The organism is Lentibacter sp. XHP0401, assembly GCF_025751535.1.
In the GTDB taxonomy this organism is placed as follows: domain Bacteria; phylum Pseudomonadota; class Alphaproteobacteria; order Rhodobacterales; family Rhodobacteraceae; genus Lentibacter.
Window position 1 is genome coordinate 102,973 of sequence record NZ_JAOWLC010000002.1, and the last position, 21,842, is coordinate 124,814.

The following is a 21,842-nucleotide window of genomic DNA, read 5'->3' on the forward strand; positions in this document are numbered from 1 at the left end:
GAAGCAAAATGAATGAGTTATGGGTTTGTTGGTGAAAACAACTTAAGGTTGTGTAAAAAACATTGCTTAACAACTCTAGGTAGATAATGCTGAAGACACATCAACCTGAAGGGAATTGAGATGTCTGCACTTCGTAAAACACAATCCATTGAAATCCAGATCACAGAGACAAGCATGTTTGAGGGCGCTGGCTCGGAGTTGTTCATCTGCTGTTCGGAGCCGACAGGCTCGGACGCCATGATGGGTGACGCAACCGGCGCATATATCTGCTGCTCGGACCCTGCCGGTTCTGACAGCATGTCAGGCGATGCGACTGGCACATATATTTGCTGCTCAGAGCCCACAGGTTCGGATGCCATGTCTGGTGAAAAAGTAGAGATGTTCATCTGCTGCTCGGACGATTGAGCCCTATGGCCCGAGCTTTAGCGCTCGGGCTACAAGCGGGGGGCCATGCCTCCCGCCAAACTTCTGAAGCAAACAATGGGGCCGACCGATGGGCGACGTAATCCAGCTTAACTTCGCTAAGCCAGTTTATGCAGAGGCCGACCAGCAAGCCGCATTGGCGCATTGTTTTGCACGTCATCGCCGCATTGGGGATGATGTTTTCTGGCTGAAGGAAAACGCCGAGTTTCTCAACATCCACGAGACAACTGGTAAACGGCTGAGCGATGGAGCCTTGAGCGCTTACGAGAGTTTCTATAACGATGTTGAAAGCCGCTTGCGGTTTTTCCCACAGTATTACCGTTTTTTGCTGTCGATCACGCTTGACCTTGAGGCGTTAGGCTTTGAGGGCAGCAAGGGGGGCGCGCTTTGTGCTTGGGCCGATAAAGCGCAGCTTGTGGATGCGGAACTGTCTGATTTGCAGCGCGCCGAAGCAGCACGGCTTTTGGGCCGTGGCGGTCTTGTGGGGGTGCATGAAGATACAGCGCTAACCAGCCGTTTGCACAGGTTTATTTCGCACAGTGCAACCTTTTCGCTCCCCAATAAAAAAGCCGCTTACGAGCTGACCCATATTGTCTTTTATCTCAGTGAATATGGCCGACGTGACCCTGAGATAAGCCGCTCTGCCGTCCGCAGCCTGATGTTTGCAGGCACGCTTGCGCTGATTGACGAGAACGCCGATTTGTTGGCCGAGGTTTGCCTTGCCTTGCGGTTTGCGCGCCAACCTGTGCCGCCAGCCTGGGCTGCTTGGGTGCAGGCCGTGGGCAAGCGCTTTACAGTGAGTGCCGAGGCGAGCCCGCCAATTGACGATTATCACGAGTTTCTCACCTGCAACTGGTTGGCCATGGCCACCGGGGGAGAAAGTTTTGCACAGGAGATGAGTGCCGAGCGTATGATTTTTAAGAAATCACACGGGCATCATGGGGTTTTGCGGGCGATGTCGGAGTATCTTTACAATCTGGCCGACAAGCGTGTGGACGATTGGGGCGCGATGCGAGGTGAACTTGAGGGGATGATCGCCGGCGACGCTTATGCACATCTTCTGCAAGCGGAAGCGGCTTATCCCGAGTTTGACGAGTTTTTTGCGTATTTTGCCCGCGCGGGGGGCTAGCTTCACATCGAGAATGACACGCCACAGCCGCAGGAGCTTGACGCGTTCGGGTTTTCGATCACAAAGCGCGCGCCGATCAGCTCTTCGACATAGTCGATCTTGGCGCCTGTCAGGAACGGTTGGCTGACCTCGTCGATTACAACTTTTTCGCCGGCGCCTTCCAGCACGAGGTCGTCCTCGGCGGGATCATCAAGCTTGATTTCGTATTGAAAGCCCGAACAGCCGCCGCCTTCGACTGCCACGCGCAGCGCCTTACCGTCTTTGCTTGCGCCGATGACGGCGAGTTGGGCAAAGGCTTCGGGTGTGACGGAAGGGGGGATGAACATGGGGGCTTATCCTTACGGGCTTGCGGGTTTACCTGACGGCTTGATGCAATATATATGGGGCCAAGTGAGCGGCGGCAAGGATGAGACACGATGCAATTTGAAATGGCCCTCTTTGCCAGCCGGCCTGAAGACACGCGCGGGCGGCTTTATTCCGAGGCGGAGAGCGTGTTTCGCACCTGTTTTCAGCGGGATCGGGACAGGATTATTCATTCCAGCGCCTTTCGCCGGTTGAAACATAAAACGCAGGTATTTCTGGAGCATGAGGGCGATTATTACCGCACGCGGCTGACGCATTCCATTGAGGTGGCGCAGGTGGCGCGCACGATTTGTGGCGCGCTTGGCCTGAATTCGGAGCTGACCGAGGCTGTCGCACTGGCGCATGATTTGGGGCATACGCCCTTTGGCCACACGGGCGAGGATGCGCTGGACGCCTTGATGCAGCCTTACGGCGGGTTTGATCACAATGCACAGGCCATCCGCATCGTCACCTCGCTTGAACGGCATTATGCGGATTGGGACGGGCTGAACCTTACGTGGGAGTGCCTTGAAGGGATCGCCAAGCATAACGGGCCTGTTTCCGAGCCCGTGCCCTATGCGCTGGCGGGGTATAATACGCGCCATGATCTGGAGTTGCACACCCATGCCAGTGCAGAGGCGCAGGTGGCGGCGCTGTCGGATGATATTGCCTACAACCATCACGATATTCACGACGGTTTGCGCGCAGGGCTTTTTGAGGTTGAAGATCTGCTCGACTTGCCGATTGTGGGCGGGTGTTTTGCCGAGGTTGATGCGCGCTACCCTGCGCTTGAGCCGCAGCGCCGCCAGCACGAGGCACTGAGACGGTTTTTTGGTGTGTTGGTGGAAGATGTGATTGCCACGAGCCGCGCGATTGCGGTTGAAATGCAGCCGGTGAGTGCGGAAGAGGTGCGCCATGCAGGGCGGCCTCTGGTGCGGTTTTCGCCGGGTCTTTGGGCTGATCTCAAGGTGATCCGCGCGTTTTTGTTTGAGCGGATGTATCGCGCGCCTTCGGTTGTAAGGATGCGCGCGCGCGCCTCTTTGATTGTGGAGGGCCTGTTTGAAGGGTATCTCGCGACGCCCGAGCTTTTGCCCGAGGAATGGCACGAGGCACTGAGCGAAGCGATGGGCAAGCAGACCGAAACTGCGCGCATTATCTCGGATTATCTGAGTGGCATGACCGACCGGTTTGCCACTCAGGAATACCAGCGCTTAATCGGGGCGTTGCCCGATTAAAACGGGATTTCGTCGTCAAAATCGGAGTTGTTGCCGACTTGCTGAGGCTCGGACGGGCCACCGAAACGGTCATCCTGTCCGCCGCCGTATTGGCTGCCGCCTCCGCCACCACCGCCAGAGCCACCTTCGTTGCGGCCATCGAGCATGGTGAGCACGCCGTCAAAACCTTGCAGCACAACTTCGGTGCTGTAACGGTCGGCGCCGGACTGGTCCTGCCATTTACGGGTTTGAAGCTTGCCTTCGATATAGACTTTCGAACCTTTGCGCAGGTATTGCTCGGCGATGCGCACGAGGCCTTCCTGAAAGATCGCAACAGAGTGCCATTCGGTGCGCTCGCGGCGCTCGCCAGTGGCTTTGTCTTTCCAGTTTTCAGATGTGGCAATGCGCAGGTTGCAGACTTTGCCGCCATTCTGGAAAGTGCGCACTTCGGGGTCGCGCCCCAAGTTGCCGATGAGAATGACCTTGTTAACCGAGCCTGCCATGATACGCCTTTCTGAGAATCTGTTTGCCGTTTGACAGAGCTTACACCATCACGACCAAGTTAATGAAAGCATAAAACTTGAGATAAATGGGCAAGAAGCCGCGAAATATGCTATGAAATCAAACGGGGCTGGAAATTTGCTGTGTATTCCTTACACTGCGCTCTAGTTTTTTGGGGGACAATGCAGATGCGCAAAATATTGTTGAGCGCTGTCTTGGCGGCTTCGCTGCTGCCGGTTGCGGCGGATGCTGAGCTTTTTGGTTCCAAATCGAGCAAATCCCATTTCAAATCCCAAACACGGATTTTGGATACGCGCGCCAAGTCGCAGTATTCGTCGTCTGTCCGGTTGCAGCCGGCCAAAGTCGAGGCGCCGACCAAATGGGGCAATGAAGCGGTTCTTCCTTATCAGGGGCGTCAGAACGGCCCTTATGTGATCATGGCGAAGAATGCGGCGCGCAAGCATGGTGTGCCTGTGGATTTGTTTTTGCGGCTGGTGCAACAGGAAAGCGGCTGGAACGCGACTGCGCGGTCGCACAAGGGCGCTTTGGGGCTGGCACAGCTGATGCCCGGCACGGCGCGCACCCTTCGGGTCAATCCGCACGATCCTTATGAAAACCTTGAGGGGGGCGCGCGCTATCTGAAGGCGCAATACAAAGAGTTTGGCTCGTGGCGGCTGGCTCTTGCTGCTTATAATGCGGGGCCTGGGGCTGTGAAGAAATACGGCGGCGTGCCGCCTTTCAAGGAGACGCGCAACTACGTTAAAGTAATTTGGGGAAGCTAAAGCGCTTCCCCTTTTAATATCAAACGTTTGAGAGTTCTTTTTGATGTAGCCATTCCGCATGTTTAGGCGCTTTTTTGGTGCGGCTCCATTCTTCAAGCATATCCCATTTGACAGCATCAAGCTTGGCGAGAAGCGCGTCTTCTTCGGGATCGGGGCAAGCCAGCTCGACACGGTGGCCATTGGGGTCAAAGAAGTAGATCGAGTGAAAGATCGAGTGATCGGTGACGCCGAGAACCTCGACACCTTCAGCCTCAAGGTGCTCTTTGAATTCAATCAATGTCTCGCGGTCTTTCACCTTGAAGGCGATATGCTGCACCCAGATAGGTGTGTTGGGGTCGCGGCCCATTTCAGGCTTGGTTGGCAACTCAAAAAAGGCCAGCACGTTGCCGTTACCTGCATCCATGAAGATATGCATGTAAGGGTCTGGTTCGTGGGTCGAGGGGACATGATCTTCTGCAATTGCGAGGACGAAATCCATTTTGAGTTTCTGATTATACCACTCGACCGTTTCCTTGGCATCGCGGCAGCGGTAGGCGACGTGGTGAATTTGTTCGATTTTCATGAAGCGTTCCCTTTTTTCTGTTCTGGGAGTCTCATGAAGGTTGCATTTGTAACTATCAAGTAAAAAGTTGCGAGCGCAACTAATCGGGTAAAAGAAGAGCCGCGTGAAAGCGGCTTTTCCAGGGATTACTCTGCGGCGAGCTTGATCACCGGTTCCATTTCTTTCAGATCTGCATCATTCAAATGACATTTGATCTGGTGTCCATTGCCCATATCTTTAACCGGTGGCACTTCTGTCTCGCAGAGCCCGCCAGAGACCTTGCTTTTCCAGTTGCAGCGGGTCTGGAACGGGCAGCCAGGGGGAGGGTTCATCGCCGAGGGAATATCGCCTTCCAGAACGATATGTTTTTTGACGATACTTGTGTCGGCGATAGGAACCGCCGAGAGAAGCGCTTCGGTGTAGGGGTGGTAAGGCGGGGCAAAAACTTCGTCGGTTGTGCCGAGCTCGACAACATGCCCAAGATACATAACCATAACGCGATCAGATAGATAGCGCACGATGCTCAAGTCGTGACTGATGAAAAGGAGTGTGGTTTTGTGCTCGCGCTGGATTTCCATCAGAAGGTCGGTCACTGCCGCTTGAACCGACACGTCGAGAGCCGAGACAGGCTCGTCTGCGACAACGATGCGGGCATCACCAGCAAAGGCGCGGGCAATGCCGACGCGTTGCTTTTGGCCGCCCGAGAGTTGGCGGGGCATTCTGTCAGCGAAGGCGCGGGGCAGCTTCACCAGATCAAGCAGTTTGAGCATCCGCTCGCGGCGGTCGGCGTCACTGTCGCCAATATCGAAAATTTCCAGCGCGCGGATGATCTGACGCCCGACTGTCATGGACGGGTTGAGAGTATCAAACGGGTTCTGGAAGACCATTTGCACATCGGCGACGGTCTTTGTGTCACGTTTCTCGATGGGTGTGCTTCCGATATCTTTCCCATCAAGCTCAATTGTGCCGCCAGTGGCTGTCTCAAGTCCCATGAGCACTTTGGCGAAGGTGGATTTACCGCAGCCTGACTCGCCGACAATGGCCAGCGTTTCGCTCTCGCGGGCCTCAAAACTTAGGGTTTCATTGGCTTTGACCACGCGGGTTTCACCGCCACCGAAGAGAGCGTTGGCAGCGACTTCATAGTATTTCTTGAGGTTGTCCATCTTGAGCACGACCTCGCCGATATCACCTTTTTTCTTGGTTTCAGCGGCTGTGATGGGGGCGTGCCAGTCGATTTCCTGATACTTGAGGCAGCGGGTTTCGTGGCTTCCTTCGCTATCAACCGAGGACATGGGCACGAAGCCTTCGTCGCAACGGCCAGCATCAAAGTAGTCACAGCGGGGGCCGAAATTGCAACCTTTGGGGCGCTCATGGGGCAGCGGGAAATTCCCCGGAATGGCCACCAGAGGGCGGTCATTTTTGTTGGCTCCTGGCAGGGGGATAGAGCGGAAAAGTGCTTGTGTATAAGGGTGTTGCATGTTGTTGAACACGGTTTCGATATCGCCGCGTTCAACGGCTTCGCCAGAATACATCACGCAGATGCGGTCACAGGTTTCAAGCACGAGGCCGAGGTTGTGGGAGATGAACAGCATCGAGGTGCCGTATTTCTTGCCCAGATCCTTCACAAGCTCCACCACGGCGGCCTCGACTGTGACGTCGAGCGCTGTTGTCGGCTCATCGAGAATCAGCAAAGAAGGCTTTGACATCAAGGCCATAGCGATCACGATGCGCTGTTGCTGGCCGCCAGAAAGCTGGTGCGGATAGCTTGAAAGCATCCGCGCGGGGTCGGGGAGTTTTACGTCTGTGACCACCTCAAGGGCGCGGTTGTAGGCCTCTTCTTCGCTGACGCCTTCATGGATCATCGGCACTTCCATGAGCTGCCTGCCGATCTTCATGGCAGGGTTCAAAGAGGCCATAGGCTCTTGATATATCATGGCAATTTCGTTTCCGCGGATGTCGCGGAGCTCGTCATCGCTCAAGGAGGCCATGTCGCGGCCCTTGAACTTGATCGAGCCGCCGACGATGCGACCGTTTTTGCCCAGGTCTCGCATGACGCCGAGCGCCACTGTGGACTTGCCGCAGCCGGATTCTCCAACCAAACCAACGGCTTCTCCCGGAGCAACCTTGACGGAAAAATCCATCACAGCGGGGATTTCGCGCAGGCGGGTGAAGAAGGAAATGGAGAGTTTGTCGATCTCCAGAATGGGGCCTTCATAGTGAATTTTAGCCATTAACTTTCTCCCTGAGCGGCGCAAAACGGGGGGTGAAAAGCGTGCACAACCCGTGCACCCTGCGTGCACCGCCTGAACAGGCTTTTTGAGGGGTGTGAGCGTTAACCATTTCGTTCTGTCCTTAACATTGTGTTTACGTTTGCAAGGGGGCGCGGCCGCAAAAGCCACCGCGCAGCATTAGTCTTTCAGGCTCTCTTCGCGCAGACCGTCAGCCAGAAGGTTGAGGCCCAGAACGAGTGTCAACAAAGCGAAGGCGGGCGGCAGGGCGGGGTGCGCATAGATCGAGAGAAGCTTGCGGCCCTCGTTGATCGTTGAGCCCCAGTCCGGGCTTTCGGGCGGTAGGCCGAGGCCGAAGAACCCCAAGGTGCCGAGCAGGATTGTTGTGTAGCCGATGCGCAGGCAGAAATCGACGATGAGCGGCCCGCGCGCGTTGGGCAGGATTTCCCAGAGCATGATATACCACGGGCCTTCTCCGCGGGTTTGCGCCGCTGCCACATAATCGCGGCTGTGAATGTCGAGAGCCAAGCCGCGCACGATCCGGAAGACTGTGGGCGAGTTCACAAACACCACCGAAACGAAAACCACGAGAACACCGGGAGCAGGATTGAAGAAATCAAGCGGGCCGAACAGGTTGATCTGGGTGTCGGGCGCGCTGATTGTGACGGCATAGATGATCGCCAGCGGGACCAGAACGACTGTGAGCCAGAAGCGGTTTTTCTTCGGGTCTGTCTGAAAGCGCGAGCTGATCAACACGCCCGAGAAGACGATGGGAAAGATGAACAGCACGATGGCCATATATTGCGGCAGACCGGTCTCGACGATTTCGGGCGTGACCAGGAGGTAGAACAAGAGGATTACCGGGAAGGCGAGAATGAGGTTTGCCAGAAAGCTCAGGACCGTATCAAGCGAGGCGCGGAACATCAGCACGAAGAGCACCGCGAGGATGACGCCGAGCATGAGAAAGTTGGATATCCCCCCGCCGAGGCCTGCCGCGAGTGTGGCGAGGGCGAAAACGACGGCTGTTGCGACCATGCCCAAGCTGCCTTTGCGCAGGGCGGGCCCAGAGAAGTAGCCCGCGGGCAAGCCAAGCGTGATCCCGACCATGAAGGCGAAGAGCGTGGCCAGCGGCGCGATCATGATAACGATGACCGAGCCTGTGACCATGCGCGAGAAGACGTCGCGCGCGAGGTTGTCACCGCCCAGAAGGTAGTACGGGTATTCTGCCAGCTCGGCACCGCGCAGGGGCGTGCCGGGGACTTTGTTTTTCATCCCCGAGGCCTGATCGAGCGGGGCGTGTGTGGCTATCATATCAAAGAAGCCGTTGAAGGCGGCTGTGAAGACCCAGAACATGACAAGGGCAAAGCCGAACATGCCGATGGCATTGTCAAAGAGCTTGCCATAGAGGCCGAGCTTGCGCTTGTAGCGGATCGAAACAGCAAAGAGCACGGCGATTGCGATCCAGACCGGCATGAAGCGCATGACGATCGAGGCGAGGATGCCACGGCCCTGCATCACGGCAATGCGCTCTTGTTGGGCAAGGTCTTCGCCTGTGGGGACAGCCGACGGGTCCATCGCGGCGAGCTGGTCGCGGAATCCGCTTCCTGCGAAGAGGAGCGTATAGCCGAGCCAGAGCAACACAGTGACGCCGATGAGCTTGAGAGCAAGGCCGAAGAACCAGCCCATCGTTGCGGCCGGGTCGTCAAAAAAGGTGTTCATGAAGACACTGAGCATGGCGGCAAAGACCCCGAGGGCGGCGAGGCCCAGAAGGATTTTGCCAAGCACGGCGAGTTCCATTCCGCCGCTGAGCGCGGGGCTGAGGGCGTTGTAGATATAGCCTATGCCAACCACGAGGAGTGTGAGCACGGCGATGCCGTTGAACAGCGAGAAGCTGCCGCGTGGTGAGCTGCCGGTGAGCGACAGGAGCGCGGCGCAGAGGCCTGCTATGACAGCCATTGTTGCGAAGACGGCGAGGAAGGTTCCGAAGAAGCCTGCGTATGCGCCAAACCATGTAAGAGGTTCCATAATCATTATCCCTTACGAAATGCGAATGCGCGGGTTGAGGAAGACGTAGCCGATATCACTCAGAAGCTGGGTGATGAGGACCACGAAGACGGAGACAACCGAGACCCCGAGCAGAAGCTCGATATCGTTGTTGCCGGCGGCCTGCACCAGCGTCCAGCCGAAGCCCTTGTAGTTGAAGAGCGTCTCGACAATGACCACGCCGTTGAGCAGCCACGGGAGCTGGAGCATGATAACTGTGAAAGGCGCGATGAGCGCGTTTCTGAGGGCGTGCTGCATGACGATGTTGCGAAAGCTCACCCCTTTGAGGCGGGCGGTGCGGATGTATTGCGCTGTCATGACTTCGGCCATGGAGGCGCGGGTCATGCGGGCGATATAGCCCATGCCGTAGAGCGCGATGGTGAGCACGGGGAGAAAGAAATTCTCGAAGTTGGCGGATTCCATCGCCGAGGTGGCTGTGCCTTTGAAGAGGGTTTTGCCTTCGATGAGGCCTGCGTCGGCGAGAATCGGACTGAGGCCGAAGCGCGAGCTTGCCAGAAGGGCGATGAAGATAACGCCCGAGACGTATTCGGGTGTTGCTGTGGTGGCGATGGAGGCGGTTGAAAGCGTGCGGTCGGTGCGGGAGCCTTCGCGCATTCCTGCGAGCACGCCGACGAGCAGGGCCGAGGGGACCATGAGCACCATAACCCAGAACATGAGCTTTGCGGTGAGGCCGAGGCGGATGCCGATTATGGTTGTGACGGGTTCCTTGAAGACGGTGGAGTAGCCCCAATCGCCCTGAAGGATGCCACAGAAAGTTGGCGCTTTGGCGGGGTCAACGCCCGGGCGCAGGCAGCGGCCTGTCGCTTCGCCCTCGGAGTTGACGCCTGTGAAGCCGGGGGCGAGGCCGAGCCACTCGGCATATTTGCGCGGCAGCGGCTGGGTGTAGCCGCGGTTGTCGAGCCAGGAAGAGACCTGCTCGTCACTCATGCGCATGTTGCCTTGGGTTTTGGCGAGTTTTTCAAGGTTTGGGTAAAGGTTGGTCAGGAAAAAGACCACAAAGGTGAGGCAGAGCGCGGTGAGGATCATGACACCGAGCCGCCGGAGGATGAACAGTCCCATTCAGGTTCCCCTGTTATTCAGGCGATTGTCAGGCGTGAACGCCTGTTTTGGGTGATGCGCTGCGGAGAGTATCCTGTGGCGTATCTGCGAGTTTGGTTGCGTGCTACACGGAGGGGGGAGAACATACGGAAAGGTAGATGCGGCAATGCGGGCAAAAGCCTGCTTGGCTGGTAGGTGCTGCGACGGACACAAGAAGCCCGTTTCAGCCGCGCATGAGACCTGCGGCATGTAATACTCCCTTTTACGCCGGGGCCGTGCCGCTTTGATGCAGTCTTGTTCCTCCGACTTCTTTATACGGACACAGGAATGCCCCCTGCGTCAATGGGGTTTGGGAGAAAAATTTGTCGCTTTGCGACATTTTACTAGGCCAAAAACGACATGCGCCTCAGCCGAGAGGGATGGGTTGCCAGTTTCTCATTCGTGCGCGAAACCATGTGCGCTGGCGTTTGGCGTATTGGCGCGAGGCGATGATGGCGCGGGCGCGGGCCTCATAGAGGGTGATCTCGCCTTTGAGGTGCGCAATGAGTTCGGGTGCGCCGATGGCTTTTGATGAGGGTTTGTCGGGAGACCAATCGGGGAGGTTTGCCTCGGCTTCTTCAAGGGCGCCAGCGGCGAGCATCATGTCAAAGCGGCGGGTGATACGGTCATTGAGCCAGTCTTTGTCGGCGTGCATCACCAAGGGCTGGGCCGCGGCAAGTGGCATATCGGGCGCGGGTGTTTCGGCCTGCCATGTGGCGAGGCTGCGACCTGTGCTGCGCTGCACCTCGTAGGCACGCTGCACGCGCATCGGGTTTTGCAGATCGATTTTACCTGCGGTTGCCGCGTCCAGAGCGGCGCGCATTTGGGCCAGCCCTTCGGGTGTGCTGCGCAAGGCGTCGGCCTCAAGGCGCACTTCGGGAAGGGTGGCTGGAATGGCGGCGAGGCCTTCTGTGAGGGCGGCGAAATAGAGCCCCGTGCCGCCAACGATGATGAGGCGGTTGCCCACTGCGCGCAAAGCCCTGACTTCGGAGAGCCATTCGCCGACGGAATAGGGATGCGTGCCTGCGACATGGCCATAAAGCGCGTGGGGCGCACGGGCTTCTTCCTCAGGGGAAGGGCGCGCCGTGAGCACGCGCCAGTCGGAATAGACTTGCAGCGCGTCGGCATTGACGATGACACCGCCCTGCGCTTCGGCAATTTCAAGCGCCAGCGCCGATTTTCCGGAGGCCGTGGGCCCCGCGATGAGCACGGGCAATTCGGGAGAGAGGGAGGCCAAATCAAGCATACCCAGCCTTTAGCGCAGCCACGCGATGAGGCAAAGCGCGCTTTTTGGCTTGGGGGGACGCTTCGGGCGTTGCGCCTGAGCTGGAATTGCGACATTTAGAATAAAGCCCAACACAATCAGGAGACGCCAGATGTCAGAGCCAGCCGCGCCGAAAACCACCTTCAAACGCGTTATGCTCAAAATATCAGGCGAGGCCCTGATGGGGGATCTGGGGTACGGGCTGCATCCGCCGACTGTCCAGCGCATTGCGCAGGAGGTGAAGTCGGTTCAGGAAATGGGTGTCGAGATTTGCATGGTCATCGGCGGCGGAAATATCTTTCGCGGGCTGCAAGGCAGCGCGCAGGGTATGGAGCGCACGACGGCGGACTATATGGGAATGCTCGCCACGGTGATGAACGCGCTGGCGATGCAGAGTGCGCTGGAAGATCTGGGCGTGTTTACGCGGGTTATTTCGGCAATTACGATGAACGAAGTGGCGGAGCCTTACATCCGCCGACGTGCTGTGCGCCACCTGGAAAAAAAGCGGGTTTGTATCTTTGCCGCAGGTACAGGCAACCCGTATTTCACCACCGATACGGCCGCAACGCTGCGCGCCAACGAGATGGCCTGTGAAGCGATCTTCAAGGGCACAAAAGTTGATGGAGTTTACGACAAAGACCCCGCCAAGTTTGCCGATGCGGTGCGTTATGACGAGGTGAGCTACGACGATGTGCTGCAAAAGCGGCTTGGCGTGATGGACGCGAGCGCGATTGCTTTGGCGCGGGATAACGACTTGCCGATCATTGTCTTTAGTCTCGACGAACCCGGTGGCTTCAAGGGCATCCTCGCGGGCGAGGGAACCTATACGCGGGTACATGGGTGAAGCGGTTTGACGAGGCTCCTTCTACTTTTGGTGGCTGATCTTTGCGCCTGAGAGGCGGGGAGATTGAAGTGCTGGAAGAGCCTGAACAAAGCGGATATAGACAGGGCAACAACTTAAGAGGGATGGTCTCATGTCAGACGATTTTATGCTGGATACAGATGAACTTGAGCGCCGTATGGACGGGGCTATGGCCAATTTGCGCACCGAGTTTGCAAGCCTGCGCACAGGGCGTGCTTCGGCGGGCATGTTGGAGCCGATTGTTGTGGACGCCTACGGGCAACAAACGCCTATCAACCAGCTTGGCACAGTAAACGTGCCCGAGCCGCGCATGGTGACCATCAATGTGTGGGACAAGAGCATGGTGCAGGCCGTTGAAAAAGCGATCATGAATTCGGGACTGGGCATCAACCCGCAGACCAACGGCACGATTGTTATGTTGCCTATTCCCGAGCTCAACGAAGAACGCCGCCGTGATTTGACACGGGTTGCGGCGCAATATGCCGAGCACGCGCGGGTTTCTGTGCGCAATATTCGCCGCGACGGGATGGACCAGGTGAAGAAAGCCAAGGCAGACGGGCTGAGCGAGGATGACCAGAAGTTCTGGGAAGATGCGGTGCAGGATATCACCGACAAGCACATCAAGGCGCTGGATGCGGCGCTTGAGGCCAAGCAAGCCGAGATCATGCAGGTGTAAACCTGATATTGGCAAAGGGGCTGCAATTTGACGAGTGATACGGATAATAAAACGGGTCCACGCCATGTTGCGATTATCATGGATGGCAATGGCCGCTGGGCGCAATCGCGCGGGCGCCCAAGGCTGTTTGGCCACCACGCCGGTGCGAAACGTGTGCGCCAGATTGTGGAAGCCTGCCCTGATCTGGGTGTGAAATATCTTACGATTTTTGCCTTTTCGACCGAGAACTGGAAGCGCACACAAGTGGAAGTTGCCGGGCTGATGGGCTTGTTCCGTCGCTATATTTCCAAGGAAGCACGCGCCCTGAAAGACGAGGGTGTGCGCGTGCGTTTTATCGGTGATCGTGTGCGTCTGGATGACAAGCTGGTCAAGCTGATGGACGAGCTTGAGCTTTTGACCAGCGAGAACGACCGCGTACATCTGACGATTGCTTTGAATTATGGCGGGCGTGACGAGGTTTCGCGCGCGACAAAGCGCCTGGCGCAGGATGTGGCGGCGGGCAGGCTCGACCCTGAAAAAGTAGATGAAGAAACGCTGCCAAGATATTTGGATACTTATGTTTTGCCTGATCCTGACCTTGTGATCAGAACCAGTGGCGAAGCGCGGATTTCAAACTTCCTGCTCTGGCAATCGGCCTATGCGGAATACGAGTTTATCGACACGCTCTGGCCGGATTTCAGCCCCGAGATTTTTGCGGGGCTGGTGAACAACTATGGCAACCGGGACCGACGCTTTGGCGGGGTCGTGGCATGAGTGCCGGGGCGGGCAAATGGGGTGATTTGCGCCCGCGGATTCTCTCTGCCGTTGTGATGGTTGTGGTTGCGGGCGTTGATATCTGGCTCGGCGGTTACTGGTTTCTTGCGCTGTTGGCGCTTGTGGCGGCTGCGATGGTCTGGGAAGTGGCGCGGCTTGGCGGCGCGGCAAGCGGGCCTTTGCGAGACGTGCTGCTGCCTGTTTCGGGGGCTTTGGCCACCTTGGCGGCAGCCTGGCTTGGCTCGCCGCTCGGATTTGTTGTGATCGCCTGTGTAGCGGCGGGTGTTTGGGTGCTGTCTGAGCAGTTGCGCCACAGGCTCGCGCTTTATGCGTTTTTCTGCATGGTCGCGGCGCTGGCGCTTTATGCTATACGCGATGTCTTCGGGCTTGCGGTGCTGCTCTGGCTGATCGGAGTTGTGATTGTTTCCGATGTGATGGGCTATTTCGCAGGGCGGGTTCTTGGCGGGCCGAAGTTCTGGCCCAAGGTGAGCCCCAAGAAAACATGGTCCGGCACGGTGGCTGGCTGGATCGGGGCAGCGCTTTTGGGCTGGTATATGAGCGATATGACACTGGCCGCGTCCAAGCTGGACTGGCCTATACCGCTTGCTGTGATCTCTGTGGTTCTGGCTTTTGCGGCGCAGATGGGCGACATTGTCGAGAGCGCTTTCAAGCGCAAGGCTGGGATCAAGGACAGTTCGAACCTCATTCCGGGGCATGGCGGGGTTCTGGACCGTTTTGACGGGATGATCGGGGCGGCACTGGTGTTTTTCCCTGTTCTGTTCCTGGCGGGGCTTGCCGCGTGACTTTGCGCCGTATTTCTATTTTCGGGGCGACGGGTTCTATCGGGCAATCGACGCTTGATCTGATTGGCCGCGCGCCGGAGGCCTATGAGGTTGTCGCGCTGACGGGTGGGGCGAACGTGGCGCAGCTTGCCGCGGATGCGAAGCGGTTTAGCGCGCAGGTTGCAGTGATTGCGGATGAGGCTTTGTTGCCCGAGTTGCGCGCAGCCCTTGAGGGCAGCGGCACAGAGGCAGCGGCGGGGCAGGCGGCCCTGATCGAGGCGGCGGCGCGGCCTGCGGACTGGGTGATGAGTGCCATAGTCGGTGCGGCCGGGCTTGAGCCGGGGTTGAAGGCTTTGGAGCAGGGGGCCACGCTGGCTCTGGCCAACAAGGAATCGCTGGTGACGGCGGGTAAGCTTCTGCTGAAAACGGCGGAGCAGTATGGCGCGCAGGTTTTGCCTGTGGACAGCGAGCATTCGGCTGTGTTTCAGGCGCTTGTGGGCGAGGATATAGCCGCTGTCGAGCGGGTGATTATCACGGCATCGGGCGGCGCGTTTCGCGACTGGCCTATGGAGAAGCTGGCAAAAGCGACAGTGGCCGAGGCGAGCAGCCACCCCAACTGGGACATGGGCCAGCGGATTACGATTGACAGCGCCTCCATGTTTAACAAGGCGCTCGAACTTATTGAAACACATGAATATTTCGGAGTTTCATCCGAGCAGATCGAGGTTCTGGTGCATCCGCAATCGCTTGTTCATGCGCTTGTCGGTTTTCAGGACGGCGGGCTGATGGCGCATCTTGGTGCGCCCGATATGCGCCACGCGATCGGCTATGCGCTGCATTACCCGACCCGCGAGAAGCTGCCGGTGGAGCGGCTCGACCTTGCGCGCATTGGCCAGCTTGATTTTATTGCCCCTGACGCTGCGCGATATCCTGCTTTGGAGCTGGCATACAGGGTGATGCATGAGGGCGGGCTGAGCGGCGCGGTGTTCAACGCGGCCAAGGATGCGGCGCTTGACGGATTTATTGAAGGAAAGATCGGTTTTTTGCAGATGGCCGAGGTTGTCGAGCGGGTGCTTGACCTGCTCTTGCCAGACGATGGCCTTATCAATGCCCCAATGAACCTTGATAACGTGCGCCGCGCGACCCACTTAGGGCAGAGCAGTGCAGAGCGCCTGATACGCGGCATCGACAAGACCTAAAACAAGAAAACAGGTATATCTTTTGGACTTTATGACCCTCCTGCCAGAATTCGGCAATGTTATCCTCACCCTTATTTCATTTGTTGTTGCTTTGTCGATCATCGTCGGTGTGCATGAATACGGGCATTACATTGTCGGCCGCTGGTCGGGGATCAAGGCGGAGACCTTTTCTATCGGATTCGGCCCTGTGCTATGGGCACGAAAAGACAGGCACGGCACAAAATGGCAGATCGCGGCGATCCCGTTTGGCGGCTATGTGAAATTTCTCGGTGATGCCAACGCGGCGAGCGGCAAAGACGGCGAGGCTATGGAAGCGATGCCTGAGAGCGAGCTGCGCCACACGATGCACGGAGCGCCGCTCTGGGCGCGTTCGGCCACTGTTCTGGCGGGGCCTGTTTTTAACTTTATCTTCTCGATCCTTGTGTTTGCGGGGTTGCTTCTGGCTGTCGGCCTGATGACCAACCCACCGAAGATATCGACGCTTTACCCTTTGCCTTATGAGGGGATCACGATCGAGGAGGGCGACCAGATTCTGGCGATTGCAGGCAATCCTTATCCTGAAGAGCCGACACGAGAGTATTTTGACGCGCTGCCAGACACGCTTTTGCTGGATTACACAGTGATGCGTGATGGTGAGCAGATGACTGTGAAGGGGCCGCAATACAGCCCCGCGCGCATTGGCATGGTGCAGCCACGCTCGGCAGGTGAGGCGGCGGGGCTATTGGCGGGGGATGTGATCTTGCGCGCCGATGGCGAGGAGCTGGAGAATTTCGGCGAGCTTGTCAGTGTTGTGAAGGCGGCCGATGGTGGCCCTGTGCGGCTGAACGTCTGGCGGACGGGGGAAGAGAAAGAATTTGTAATCCAGCCCGAGCTTAGGGATGTGCCGACAGCCGATAACGGCTTTGAGAAGCGCTTTCTCATCGGGATTTCGAGCGCGACCTTCTTTGAACCTGTGACGGAACGCCCCGGTGTGTTTGAGGCTGTGGGCCTTGGTGTGAAGCAGACCTATTCTGTTGTCGAGCGTTCGATTTCGGGATTGTATCATTTGGCCGCGGGTAAAATCAGCTCTTGCAATATGTCCGGCGCGATCGGGATTGCGCGGGCTTCCAAAGATCAGGCGGAGGCAGGGCTTGTCGAATTTATCGGCTTTTTGGCGCTGCTTTCGACGGCTGTCGGGTTTTTGAACCTGTTGCCGATTCCGATGCTCGATGGCGGACACCTCGTGTTTTATGCCTATGAGGCAGTCATGCGCAAAAAGCCGAGTGACAAGGCGATGAACTTTTTGATGAGCCTTGGTATGGCGCTTGTTTTGAGTGTGATGGTCTTTGCTCTGTGGAACGATATTTTCTGCTAAAAATCGCGATTGCCTTGAAAAAACCACATTTGCGCCAAGCTTCCTGCACAAAGCCTTGCTAGCATAATTGCAAGAGCAGGAGAGGCTTTAATGGATACGATTGCGAAGAGTTACCAAGGTTTGCACTTGTTGTGGGATCTCAACTGGGACCGTGTGCTTTATCTGGCAACCATCACCCTCGCGCTTTTTGCGGGTGGCTGGCTTGGCAGTGTAATGCTCTGAGGGCGTTCTGTTCCACTGGAAATGTTGAGGTTTTAACGAGCGCGCCGTGATTTGGTGCGCTTCTCGTTTTGACATCAACGCCCAATGCGATTAGTCAGTTTGCATCGGGGTGTCTGACTGGAAAAGATAAAATGACGAGCAGAGTCAAAAGGGCAAAAGCCCAAACAGGCGATAACAAAGCCATAGGCAACACACTCAAAGCACTGCTTTTCGCAGCGTTTTCAGTGACTTTCTTATGGGTCGCAAGCGCTGTAGAAGCGCAAAATTACCGCTTTGGATCGGTTTCGATCGAAGGCAACAAGCGGATCGAGTCAGGAACGATCCTGTCTTACGCGGGAATCGCTCGCAACGAGACAGTGTCGGCGGGCGATCTGAATGAAGCATATCAGCGCATTCTGGCATCGGGTTTGTTCGAAAGTGTCGAAATCGAACCACGCGGCGGCACGCTGAATATTCGCGTCAAAGAATTTCCAACCATCAACCGCATCAACTTCGAGGGCAACAAGCGCCTCAAGGATGACGAACTTGCCGGCTTTATCAAGCTCAAGCCACGTCTTGTTTTCAGCCCGACGCAAGCCGAGCGTGATGTGGCAACGCTGACGGAAGCCTATGCCGAGAACGGCCGTCTGACAGCCAAGATCACCCCCCGTATTATCCGCCGCAGCGACAACCGTGTTGATCTGGTGTTCGAGATTTTCGAAGGCGGGATCACAGAAGTGTCGCGGATCGGCTTTGTGGGCAACCAGGTCTACTCTGACCGCCGTTTGCGCCGTGTTCTGGAAAGCAAACAGGCGGGGCTTTTGCGTGCCTTCATCCGCAAAGATACTTTTGTGGAAGACCGGCTGCAATTTGACCAACAGGTTTTGCGCGACTTCTATCTGTCACGCGGGTATGTCGATTTCCGCACAACGGCTGTAAACGCCGAGATTGCGCGCGAGCGTGACGGGTATTTTGTGACATTCAATGTGGAAGAGGGCCAGCAGTTTGCCTTTGGTGCGATCACCACAGTGAGCGAAATTGCCGAAGTGGATGCAGATGAGTATCAGAACGCGATCAAGCTGCGCGAAGGGCAGACTTACTCGCCCTCGCTGATTGAAAACTCTATCGCACGCATGGAACGCTTGGCGATCAAGAATGGTCAACCTTTCTTGCGGGTTGAGCCTCGTATCACCCGCAACGAGCGCGAATTGACGCTGGATGTGGAATTTGTTCTGGCCAAAGGCGAGCGCATTTTTGTTGAACGGATCGACATTGAGGGCAATGCAACCACGCTTGACCGTGTTGTGCGCCAGCAGTTCCGTGTGGCCGAAGGCGACCCGTTTAACCCGCGTGAAATCCGGGAGAGTGCCGAGCGTATCCGCGCACTTGGCTTCTTTGGGGAGGCCACTGTCAACGCGCGTGAAGGCTCTTCGCCCAACACCGTTATTCTGGATGTGGATGTCGAGGAGAAGACAACGGGTTCGCTTAACTTTGGCGGCACCTATTCAACCGACAACGGCTTTGGCATTGTTGCGCAATACACTGAAACCAACTTCCTTGGCCGTGGCCAGACCGTACGTTTCCGCGTATCGGGGGCGACGGACAACACCGATTACGGGCTTTACTTTGAAGAGCCTGCCTTCCTCGGGCGTGATGTGAAGTTTTTCTTTGATGTGGCTTATCGCGAAACCGAGAGCGCGAATGCAAACTACGATACAAGCCGTGGGCTTTTTGCGACGGGGCTTGAATTCCCGTTGGGAGACCGGGCGCGTTTGGGTGTGAACTACAAGTTTGACGCGACCAAAATGTCGCTGGATGACGATACGGGCCAACTTGCTGGCTGCGGCTTGACCACCTGTGTTGGCAGTGTTCTGTCAAACGAAGTAAATCTTGGTCGGCGCTCGAACAGTTCGCTTGGATACACCTACCAGTGGGATTCGCGTAAAGCTTCGCTTGATCCCGATGAAGGTGTGACGTTCCAGTTCAGCCAGGACTTCGGTATCGGGGGCGATGACACGTTTGTTCGCTCGAAAGCCAAGGTTACTGCGCAGATGCGTATCCTGAATGAAGAAGTTACCCTGCGTGCCACGCTTGCGGGGGGGGCAGTAAACTTCTCCGGCTCGGGCCCGGGCAGCCGCGCAACCGACCGCTGGCTGTTTGAAGATGACATCGTGCGCGGCTTTTCACCCGGCGGTGTCGGCCCGCGCGACTTCAACTCAGGCACAGGCATCAACGATGCTTTGGGCGGGAACTATTTTGCGACAGCCAAATTCGAAGCGTTGTTTCCGCTGGGTCTGCCAGAAGAATACGGTGTGACCGGCGGTGTTTTCTACGATATCGGGAATGTCTGGGGGCTTGATGCCACCGGTGCCGATACAATCTATGAAAGCGGTTCGTTCCGTCATGTTGCCGGTGTTTCGATTTTCTGGAAAACACCTGTTGGACCAATGCGTCTGAACTGGAGCAAGGCGCTCGAGAAAGAAGAGCAGGACGACGAGCAGAGCTTCGAGTTCACGATTTCAACCGAGTTCTAAAATGGCCTTTTGGCACAGAATGAAACCCGTAGCGCTCGCCTTAGGCTTTGGCCTTTGGGCGGGCGTTGCTCTTTCACAGAGCGCGGACCAACCTCTCAGCAATTCGCAAAGCGAAGTCGTGATTGTTGATCCGAACAGACTGTTTTCAGAGACACTTTTCGGGCAACATATTTCGGAGCAACTTGAGGCCGAAGCGGAAGAGCTTGCCGCCAACAACCGCAGGATTGAAGAAGAGTTGCGCACGGAAGAGCGCGACTTGACCGAGCAGCGCCCGACAATGAGCCCCGAAGACTTCCGTGATACGGCCGAGGCCTTTGACCAGAAGGTACAGGCGATCCGCCGTGAACGGCTTGACCGCGCGCGCGAGCTTGAGGAGAAACGCGCCAGTGCCGAAGCGCGGTTTCTGGCCACGGCGCAAAGCGCGCTTGTCGAGCTGATGAACGAGCGCGGTGCAAATATTTTGCTGGATATGCGATCGGTGATTTTGCGCGACAATGCCATCGACATTACCAATGATGCGGTGCGCAAAATTGATGAAGCGATTGGGCGCGGGGAGAATATGACGCTGCCCGATCAACAAGAGGACTAGCGCTGCGCGCTTGTTTCGCGGGCTGCGCGTTGCTACTGATGTGGCATATAGACCAAAAGGAAAAACAATGACATCTGAAGTTCTTCGCGCCGATATCGGGCTTATCCAGCGGATCATTCCGCACCGTTACCCCTTCCTGTTGGTGGACCGTGTTGAAGATATTGTCGGCACGCAATCGGCCCGTGGTATTAAGAATGTCACGATGAACGAGCCGCATTTTCAGGGGCATTTCCCGGGCAAGCCGATTATGCCCGGTGTGACGATTGTGGAGGCAATGGCGCAGACCGCTGCTGTTATGGTGGGTGTTGCGCTTGATATGGCCGACAAGGAACTGCTCGTTTACTTCATGGCGATCGAGAAGTGCAAATTCCGCCGCATGGTTATCCCCGGGGATGTGCTTGAGATGCAGCTGACAACGCTGCGGGGCAAGCCCGGAGCCAAGGTTTGGCGCTTTGGTGGTGTGGCGACTGTGGAGGGCGAAATGGCCTGTGAAGTTGAATTCACCGCGATGATGGACCTGCCGAAGGATGCCGCAGAGTGAGCATAGATATTCATCCAAGCGCGGTTGTTGAAGACGGCGCACAGATTGGAGAAGGCTGCTCTATCGGGCCGTTTTCACTGATCGGGGCCGATGTGGTGCTGGGTGCGAATGTGCAGATCAAGAGCCATGTGGTGATCACAGGGCAAACCGAGATTGGCGAGGGCACAGTTGTGTTTCCTTTCGCTGTGATCGGGGAAGTGCCGCAAGACCTTAAATTCAAGGGTGAGAAAACGGCGCTCAAGATCGGGGCGCGCAACCGTATCCGCGAGCATGTGACCATCAACTGCGGAACCGAAGGCGGCGGTGGTGTGACGCGCGTAGGCAATGACGGGCTGTTTATGGCGGGCTGTCATATTGCCCATGATGCGCAGGTCGGGGACCGTGTGATTGTGGTGAATTCTTCGGCTGTGGCGGGGCATTGTGTGATCGAGGATGATGTGATCATCGGCGGGCTGTGCGGCATCCACCAATGGGTGCGGATTGGTCAGGGAGCGATTATCGGTGCGCTGAGCATGGTGACCAACGATGTGATTCCGCACGGGCTTGTGCAGGGGCCGCGCGGCGAGCTTGACGGGCTGAACCTTGTGGGCCTCAAGCGGCGCGGTGTGGCACGGGCAGATATTACGGCGCTCAGGGCGGCGTTCCAGATGCTTGCGCAGGGCGAAGGCACGTTTCAGGAGCGCGCGCGCCGTTTGGGCGAAGACAGCGAAAGCGACTATGTGCAGCAGATCGTTGGCTTTGTGACGGGCGCGAGCGACCGTTCTTTCCTGACGCCCGGAAGCTGAG

22 protein-coding genes are annotated in these 21,842 nt (G+C 57.0%); 15 read left to right on the plus strand and 7 right to left on the minus strand.

Annotated features, from left to right (window positions below):
- The first annotated feature begins 120 nt into the window (after positions 1 to 120).
- Positions 121 to 405, plus strand: coding sequence for a DUF6749 family protein (locus tag OE750_RS03365; RefSeq protein ID WP_263761389.1), 285 nt, complete (start codon positions 121 to 123; stop codon positions 403 to 405).
- Between the two features lie 88 nt (positions 406 to 493).
- Entirely contained in the window at positions 494 to 1,552 is a 1,059-nt protein-coding gene (locus OE750_RS03370; RefSeq protein WP_263761391.1) for a DUF6902 family protein, read from the plus strand.
- A 2-nt stretch (positions 1,553 to 1,554) separates the two neighbouring features.
- On the opposite strand, the gene OE750_RS03375 is transcribed toward OE750_RS03370, so the two are convergent.
- Positions 1,555 to 1,878 (minus strand): HesB/IscA family protein, encoded by a 324-nt coding sequence (locus OE750_RS03375; protein ID WP_263761392.1) that lies wholly within the window; start codon positions 1,876 to 1,878, stop codon positions 1,555 to 1,557.
- Between the two features lie 90 nt (positions 1,879 to 1,968).
- Between OE750_RS03375 and OE750_RS03380 the strand changes: the two genes are divergently transcribed.
- A complete protein-coding gene (locus tag OE750_RS03380; protein ID WP_263761394.1) occupies positions 1,969 to 3,129 on the plus strand; it encodes a deoxyguanosinetriphosphate triphosphohydrolase in 1,161 nt (386 codons plus the stop codon).
- Here the strand turns inward: OE750_RS03380 and ssb are convergent.
- Positions 3,126 to 3,611, minus strand: a complete 486-nt coding sequence (gene ssb, locus OE750_RS03385) for a single-stranded DNA-binding protein (protein WP_318527969.1) — start codon at positions 3,609 to 3,611, stop codon at positions 3,126 to 3,128. The genes OE750_RS03380 and ssb overlap by 4 nt on opposite strands.
- 186 nt (positions 3,612 to 3,797) lie before the next feature.
- Between ssb and OE750_RS03390 the strand changes: the two genes are divergently transcribed.
- On the plus strand, positions 3,798 to 4,391 hold the full coding sequence (locus OE750_RS03390; RefSeq protein WP_263761396.1) for a lytic transglycosylase domain-containing protein: 594 nt from the start codon (positions 3,798 to 3,800) through the stop codon (positions 4,389 to 4,391).
- A 19-nt stretch (positions 4,392 to 4,410) separates the two neighbouring features.
- Here OE750_RS03390 and OE750_RS03395 read toward each other — a convergent pair whose 3' ends face one another.
- The 5 genes from OE750_RS03395 to miaA form a co-directional block, all read right to left on the minus strand.
- Positions 4,411 to 4,953 carry a VOC family protein gene (locus tag OE750_RS03395; RefSeq protein WP_263761398.1) on the minus strand — a complete coding sequence of 181 codons (543 nt, stop codon included), beginning with the start codon at positions 4,951 to 4,953 and terminating at the stop codon, positions 4,411 to 4,413.
- Between the two features lie 125 nt (positions 4,954 to 5,078).
- Positions 5,079 to 7,163 carry an ABC transporter ATP-binding protein gene (locus OE750_RS03400; protein WP_263761400.1) on the minus strand — a complete coding sequence of 695 codons (2,085 nt, stop codon included), beginning with the start codon at positions 7,161 to 7,163 and terminating at the stop codon, positions 5,079 to 5,081.
- Positions 7,164 to 7,340: 177 nt separating this feature from the next.
- A complete protein-coding gene (locus OE750_RS03405; RefSeq protein ID WP_412176189.1) occupies positions 7,341 to 9,185 on the minus strand; it encodes an ABC transporter permease in 1,845 nt (614 codons plus the stop codon).
- A gap of 12 nt (positions 9,186 to 9,197) precedes the next feature.
- On the minus strand, positions 9,198 to 10,283 hold the full coding sequence (locus tag OE750_RS03410) for an ABC transporter permease (RefSeq protein ID WP_263761402.1): 1,086 nt from the start codon (positions 10,281 to 10,283) through the stop codon (positions 9,198 to 9,200).
- Between the two features lie 385 nt (positions 10,284 to 10,668).
- Positions 10,669 to 11,547 carry a tRNA (adenosine(37)-N6)-dimethylallyltransferase MiaA gene (gene miaA / locus OE750_RS03415; RefSeq protein ID WP_263761404.1) on the minus strand — a complete coding sequence of 293 codons (879 nt, stop codon included), beginning with the start codon at positions 11,545 to 11,547 and terminating at the stop codon, positions 10,669 to 10,671.
- A gap of 130 nt (positions 11,548 to 11,677) precedes the next feature.
- Here miaA and pyrH point away from each other — a divergent pair, with 130 nt between their 5' ends.
- The 11 genes from pyrH to lpxA all read left to right on the plus strand — a co-directional run bounded on the left by pyrH (position 11,678) and on the right by lpxA (position 21,841).
- Complete coding sequence (pyrH, locus tag OE750_RS03420) at positions 11,678 to 12,409, plus strand: UMP kinase (protein WP_263761406.1); 732 nt, start codon at positions 11,678 to 11,680, stop codon at positions 12,407 to 12,409.
- Positions 12,410 to 12,539: 130 nt separating this feature from the next.
- The gene (gene frr, locus OE750_RS03425; protein WP_263761408.1) at positions 12,540 to 13,103 is read left to right on the plus strand and encodes a ribosome recycling factor; all 564 of its coding nucleotides are present in this window, start codon (positions 12,540 to 12,542) and stop codon (positions 13,101 to 13,103) included.
- Between the two features lie 27 nt (positions 13,104 to 13,130).
- The gene (gene uppS / locus OE750_RS03430; RefSeq protein ID WP_263761411.1) at positions 13,131 to 13,856 is read left to right on the plus strand and encodes a polyprenyl diphosphate synthase; all 726 of its coding nucleotides are present in this window, start codon (positions 13,131 to 13,133) and stop codon (positions 13,854 to 13,856) included.
- On the plus strand, positions 13,853 to 14,659 hold the full coding sequence (locus OE750_RS03435; protein WP_263761412.1) for a phosphatidate cytidylyltransferase: 807 nt from the start codon (positions 13,853 to 13,855) through the stop codon (positions 14,657 to 14,659). The genes uppS and OE750_RS03435 overlap by 4 nt, the downstream gene beginning before the upstream one ends.
- Before the next feature lie 2 nt (positions 14,660 to 14,661).
- Positions 14,662 to 15,837: a 1-deoxy-D-xylulose-5-phosphate reductoisomerase gene (gene dxr / locus OE750_RS03440; protein WP_263762008.1), complete on the plus strand. Its 1,176-nt coding sequence runs from the start codon at positions 14,662 to 14,664 to the stop codon at positions 15,835 to 15,837.
- Between the two features lie 31 nt (positions 15,838 to 15,868).
- The gene (rseP, locus tag OE750_RS03445) at positions 15,869 to 17,191 is read left to right on the plus strand and encodes an RIP metalloprotease RseP (protein ID WP_263761414.1); all 1,323 of its coding nucleotides are present in this window, start codon (positions 15,869 to 15,871) and stop codon (positions 17,189 to 17,191) included.
- 90 nt (positions 17,192 to 17,281) lie between these two features.
- A complete protein-coding gene (locus tag OE750_RS03450; RefSeq protein WP_263761416.1) occupies positions 17,282 to 17,413 on the plus strand; it encodes a hypothetical protein in 132 nt (43 codons plus the stop codon).
- Between the two features lie 131 nt (positions 17,414 to 17,544).
- Positions 17,545 to 19,926, plus strand: a complete 2,382-nt coding sequence (gene bamA, locus OE750_RS03455; RefSeq protein WP_263761418.1) for an outer membrane protein assembly factor BamA — start codon at positions 17,545 to 17,547, stop codon at positions 19,924 to 19,926.
- A 19-nt stretch (positions 19,927 to 19,945) separates the two neighbouring features.
- Positions 19,946 to 20,515: an OmpH family outer membrane protein gene (locus tag OE750_RS03460; protein ID WP_263761420.1), complete on the plus strand. Its 570-nt coding sequence runs from the start codon at positions 19,946 to 19,948 to the stop codon at positions 20,513 to 20,515.
- A gap of 67 nt (positions 20,516 to 20,582) precedes the next feature.
- Positions 20,583 to 21,056, plus strand: a complete 474-nt coding sequence (fabZ, locus tag OE750_RS03465) for a 3-hydroxyacyl-ACP dehydratase FabZ (RefSeq protein ID WP_263761422.1) — start codon at positions 20,583 to 20,585, stop codon at positions 21,054 to 21,056.
- Positions 21,053 to 21,841 carry an acyl-ACP--UDP-N-acetylglucosamine O-acyltransferase gene (lpxA, locus tag OE750_RS03470; protein WP_263761425.1) on the plus strand — a complete coding sequence of 263 codons (789 nt, stop codon included), beginning with the start codon at positions 21,053 to 21,055 and terminating at the stop codon, positions 21,839 to 21,841. The genes fabZ and lpxA overlap by 4 nt, the downstream gene beginning before the upstream one ends.
- Position 21,842 lies beyond the last annotated feature (1 nt).